We start from the raw sequence: 4,176 nt of genomic DNA, 5'->3' as shown, positions 1-4,176 counted from the left end.
CTATGTATAATTTGCCGCACTCGGAAGGGTGGCAGAGTGGTTTAATGCACCGGTCTTGAAAACCGGCGTAGGTGCGAGCCTACCCAGGGTTCAAATCCCTGCCCTTCCGCCATATTAAAAAGGCGCTAGAGAAATCTAGCGCCTTTTTTATTTGCACAAATTATCATGAAACATCTGCCAATATTTCATGTCGAAGCCATAACCAGCCCACCTGAAGTAAATACCAGAATAGCTTGGCTTTACGGTTGCTTATTTGTATTATCGCCTCAAACTAATTGACTATATTCAAGCACTTAATGGAGAGCCTTATGCAAGAACTTTATGGTGTTCAAACAACGCAAGCAATTAGCCAGACAGAAACCAGCAAGGTATTGCGCAATACTTATATGCTACTCGGCCTCACCCTGGCGTTCAGCGCGATTGCTGCAGGCATATCAATGGCTGCAGGATTAGGGCATGGCGCAGGCCTGATAATGAGCCTGATCGCAATGGCGCTGATCTGGTTCGTACTACCAAGAACAGCCAACTCAGCAACAGGCCTTCTAGTTGTGTTCGCCTTTACCGGCCTTATTGGCGCAGGCTTAGGCCCCATCATTAATAAATATCTATCCATGGCAAATGGCTCCACAATAATTATGCAGGCTCTCGGCGGCACCGCACTCGTTTTTGTAGGATTGTCTGGTTATGTTCTTACCACCCGTAAAAATTTCAACTTTCTTGGTGGTTTCGTTGCTGTCGGCATGATGGTAATGATCGCAGTGATGCTGTTTTTGCTAGGCGCTTCATTTTTCGGCTATCAATTTTCTGGCCTGCAATTGGCATTCTCTGCCGGCATAGTATTGTTGATGTCAGCCTTAATCCTGTATCAAACCAGTGAAATTATCCACGGCGGTGAAAGCAATTACATCATGGCAACAACAAGCCTGTTTCTCTCAATTGTTAACTTATTCACCAGCCTGTTACATCTTCTTGGCGTAACAAGCGACGAATAAGCAAGTAGCAGGAATAAATTCAAGGCTCCCTCTGTGGAGCCTTATTTTTTGGTAGCAGCACCATATGATTTTTTCGTTAGCAGTTTACTCTGCCCCCTACTCCTCCCAAGCAAGTTATAGCGCCTATCAATTTTCATTGGCACTATTAAACCAAGGGCATAAATTGCACCGCATTTTTTTCTATCAAGATGGCGTTCATAACGCAACCAATCTTGCCGCTCCACCACAAGATGAATTTAATTTGCAGCAATCATGGCAAGCATTAGCGAAACAACATAATCTCGACTTGGTTGTATGTATAGCGGCAGGGTTGCGCCGTGGAATTCTGGACAGTGGCGAAGCAAACCGCTATGACAAACCCTCATATAACATCGCAGAAGAATTTACTATAAGCGGCCTGGGGCAGTTAATTGAGGCCGCAGCTGTTTCAGACAGACTAATTAGCTTTGGCAATTAAGATGCAGAAAAAAATATTACTCATTAGTCGTCACGCACCTTACGGTAACAGCACAGCAAGAGAAGCACTGGACACTGCGTTAGCTGCATCCGTTTATGATCAGGATATTAGCGTGCTGTTTATGGATGACGGAATCTTTCAGTTATTAAAAAATCAGCACAGCCAATTTATAAACCAAAAAAATATTGCATCTACTATCCCTGCATTATCGCTCTACGGGATAGAGAACATATATGCACATCAGAACTCCCTGACTGAAAGAGCAATAGGTATCGAGGAACTCATCCTTGATGATATAAAAATACTAAGTAACGATGATGTAAAAATTTTGTTAACCGAACAGGATCACGTCCTGAGTTTTTGATATGAGCACACTTCACACGATCAACAAATCACCTTATACAAATAATGTTATCAACTCTTGCCTAAAGATATGCGCAGGGAACGATGCCATTTTATTTCTCGAGGATGGAGTTTTCAGTGCGACCGAATCCGCACCAGCCGCAAGCGAATTACAATTGCTCATAAACGAGGGAGTGAAGGTGTTTGCCTTAATCAATGATATTAAAGCGCGAGGACTGGAAGAAAAATTGGCACGCAACATTCAGCCTATTGATTATGACGCGTTTGTTCAATTAACCATTGATCACCGCTGCGTACAAAGCTGGTATTGATATGAGCATTAACAACCAAAAAGTTGCGCTTGATAAGGATGGCTACCTAATTGATTTGAACGAATGGAGCGTTGATATAGCAAATGAACTTGCCAAGCAGGAAAACATTTCGCTCTCTGCTGCACACTGGGAAATTATCAACTTATTGCAAGACTTTTATCGAGAATTCGAAATTTCGCCAGCAATGAGAGCGCTCGTAAAATACACTGAGAAAAAACTTGGCTCCGATAAAGGAAAAAGCATTTATTTACTGCAACTTTTCCCGCCGAGCCCAGCAAAAATCGCAAGTAAAATCGCAGGACTCCCTCGCCCAACCAACTGCCTATAGCTCCTTCTGAAATCAAAAACAAAAAAGGGGCCGAAGCCCCCTTTTTTACATTTCACCGATTAAGCAGCATCAATAGACTTGATAGTACCTTTTGGCAACACGGCGTGAACGGCTACTTTTTGGAATTTCAGCTCCACGTTATTACCAGTCTCGATCACAACATAGTTTTCATCAACTTTGAGAATCTTACCCAGCATACCGCTAGTCATGATCACCTCATCCCCTTTACCTAGAGCAGACACCAGATTCTGATGTTCCTTTTGGCGTTTACGTTGTGGACGAATAATCAGCAGGTACATAAACAGGAACATGCCACCAAACATCAGCAACGTGATCATTGGGTTGCCTTGTGATGCTGCTGGTGCTGCTTCAGCCTGAGCCATTGCGGACGCGATAAAGAAACTCATGAAACTAACCTCGTAGAATAAAAAGCGCTAACTCTACCTGTTTTGAAAGAAGCAGGCAATTAGCGCTCCCAATCCACAAAGGACAGTTATGAAGGGAAACTAAGCGTAATCACGGAAGAGTTTACGGAAAACACTAGGAGACAAGCTTGTCCAACGTTTGAAAGCATTTGTAAAGCTGGTGCGATCTGAAAAATCCAACGCTTTAGATACCGTATCTACACTCATATGCTCATCGATCAAATACTTAATCGCATAATGGAAGCGCAACACATCGCGCAATTGTGCAAAATTTGCACTCTGCTGCTGAAGGCGGCGTTGCAGGGTTCTTTTAGAAAGCTTGAGGTCTTCAGCAATACGATCAATTGAGAGATCGTCACGCCCAACCCGTTGCTTTAAAGCATCAATAACTCGCGCTGACACCCCTTCAAACTTCGGGATATCTGCCATCGCAAGATACTCAGGGTAGGATCTTACTTCAGACCCTTCAAATGAGTTTTCGGAAAAATGTTCGCTGTTACGGTAAATTCGCTGTAATTGGATCATCCAGGCGTCTCCTTTGCCAATTAAGGGCATTTATGAAATCAGTCAGGAGTGTTTTCCTTGGTAGCACACAAAGTATCAAACATCATCCATGAGTCAAGCAAGTTACACTCAGCTATTAAGCGATTATAGACGAACTTTATTTTAAACAAAGAGAAATGAGTATAAATTCCATTCAAAAATGCCGCTTTTTATCACAAGAAATTATATCAAAAGCACTTTAAATGCCATTGCGCAAAATACTTAGTACATCCTGGTCATGAGTCTTGGTATTTACCTTATCAATGATGTGCCGCAACCGCCCTTCCTTATCGATAATAAAACTGGTTCTCAAGATTCCCATGAACTCGCGCCCCATGAATTTCTTTAATCCCCACACCCCATATTTTTCAGCAATCGAATGATCTTCATCCGCCAACAGATCAAAATTTAACGCGTATTTATCGACGAACTTTTGCAATTTCGCCGGAGCATCAGGACTAACACCCAACACAACAGTCTCAAGCGCATCAAAATCTGAACGACTGTCCTTAATTCCACAAGCCTGAACAGTACAACCTGGAGTAGATGCCTTGGGATAAAAATACAGCACCACGTTCTTTTTACCTTTGTAATCTTTCAGCGCAACATCAACACCGGCTTGATTTGTGAGGTTAAACGCAGGAGCAAGATTGCCAATTTTAGGAAAAGTCATTTCTATAGAAACCTTGAAAACTAAATTATTTGGGAGATATGAAGATAGCGATTAAACATTCACTTGCACGCACCTGAACTATAA

General features: G+C 42.5%; 8 protein-coding genes and 1 tRNA gene. 6 read left to right on the top strand and 3 right to left on the bottom strand.

From position 1 onward, the window contains the following. Nucleotides 1–22: 22 nt before the first annotated feature. From AAGC78_RS18280 to AAGC78_RS18255, 6 genes are all read left to right on the top strand, one after another. Nucleotides 23–112, top strand: a tRNA-Ser gene (locus AAGC78_RS18280). Nucleotides 113–308: 196 nt separating this feature from the next. After that, on the top strand, nt 309–992 hold the full coding sequence (locus AAGC78_RS18275; RefSeq protein WP_435785544.1) for a Bax inhibitor-1/YccA family protein: 684 nt from the start codon (nt 309–311) through the stop codon (nt 990–992). A 64-nt stretch (nt 993–1,056) separates the two neighbouring features. Continuing rightward, a complete protein-coding gene (tusD, locus tag AAGC78_RS18270) occupies nt 1,057–1,449 on the top strand; it encodes a sulfurtransferase complex subunit TusD (protein ID WP_435785543.1) in 393 nt (130 codons plus the stop codon). Between the two features lies 1 nt (nt 1,450). Continuing rightward, nucleotides 1,451–1,813 (top strand): sulfurtransferase complex subunit TusC, encoded by a 363-nt coding sequence (gene tusC / locus AAGC78_RS18265; RefSeq protein WP_435785542.1) that lies wholly within the window; start codon nt 1,451–1,453, stop codon nt 1,811–1,813. Between the two features lies 1 nt (nt 1,814). After that, nucleotides 1,815–2,123: a sulfurtransferase complex subunit TusB gene (gene tusB / locus AAGC78_RS18260; RefSeq protein ID WP_435785541.1), complete on the top strand. Its 309-nt coding sequence runs from the start codon at nt 1,815–1,817 to the stop codon at nt 2,121–2,123. A 1-nt stretch (nt 2,124) separates the two neighbouring features. After that, nucleotides 2,125–2,451, top strand: coding sequence for a TusE/DsrC/DsvC family sulfur relay protein (locus AAGC78_RS18255; protein ID WP_435785540.1), 327 nt, complete (start codon nt 2,125–2,127; stop codon nt 2,449–2,451). 59 nt (nt 2,452–2,510) lie between these two features. Here AAGC78_RS18255 and yajC read toward each other — a convergent pair whose 3' ends face one another. The 3 genes from yajC to bcp all read right to left on the bottom strand — a co-directional run bounded on the left by yajC (nt 2,511) and on the right by bcp (nt 4,092). Beyond that, nucleotides 2,511–2,858, bottom strand: coding sequence for a preprotein translocase subunit YajC (gene yajC, locus AAGC78_RS18250; protein ID WP_435785539.1), 348 nt, complete (start codon nt 2,856–2,858; stop codon nt 2,511–2,513). 99 nt (nt 2,859–2,957) lie between these two features. Continuing rightward, nucleotides 2,958–3,401, bottom strand: coding sequence for a helix-turn-helix domain-containing protein (locus AAGC78_RS18245; protein WP_435785538.1), 444 nt, complete (start codon nt 3,399–3,401; stop codon nt 2,958–2,960). A gap of 217 nt (nt 3,402–3,618) precedes the next feature. Continuing rightward, the gene (gene bcp / locus AAGC78_RS18240; protein ID WP_435785537.1) at nt 3,619–4,092 is read right to left on the bottom strand and encodes a thioredoxin-dependent thiol peroxidase; all 474 of its coding nucleotides are present in this window, start codon (nt 4,090–4,092) and stop codon (nt 3,619–3,621) included. Nucleotides 4,093–4,176: the final 84 nt, after the last annotated feature.

This window comes from Cellvibrio sp., assembly GCF_039207905.1.
In the GTDB taxonomy this organism is placed as follows: domain Bacteria; phylum Pseudomonadota; class Gammaproteobacteria; order Pseudomonadales; family Cellvibrionaceae; genus Cellvibrio.
This window is presented reverse-complemented; position numbering and strand designations above follow the sequence as displayed.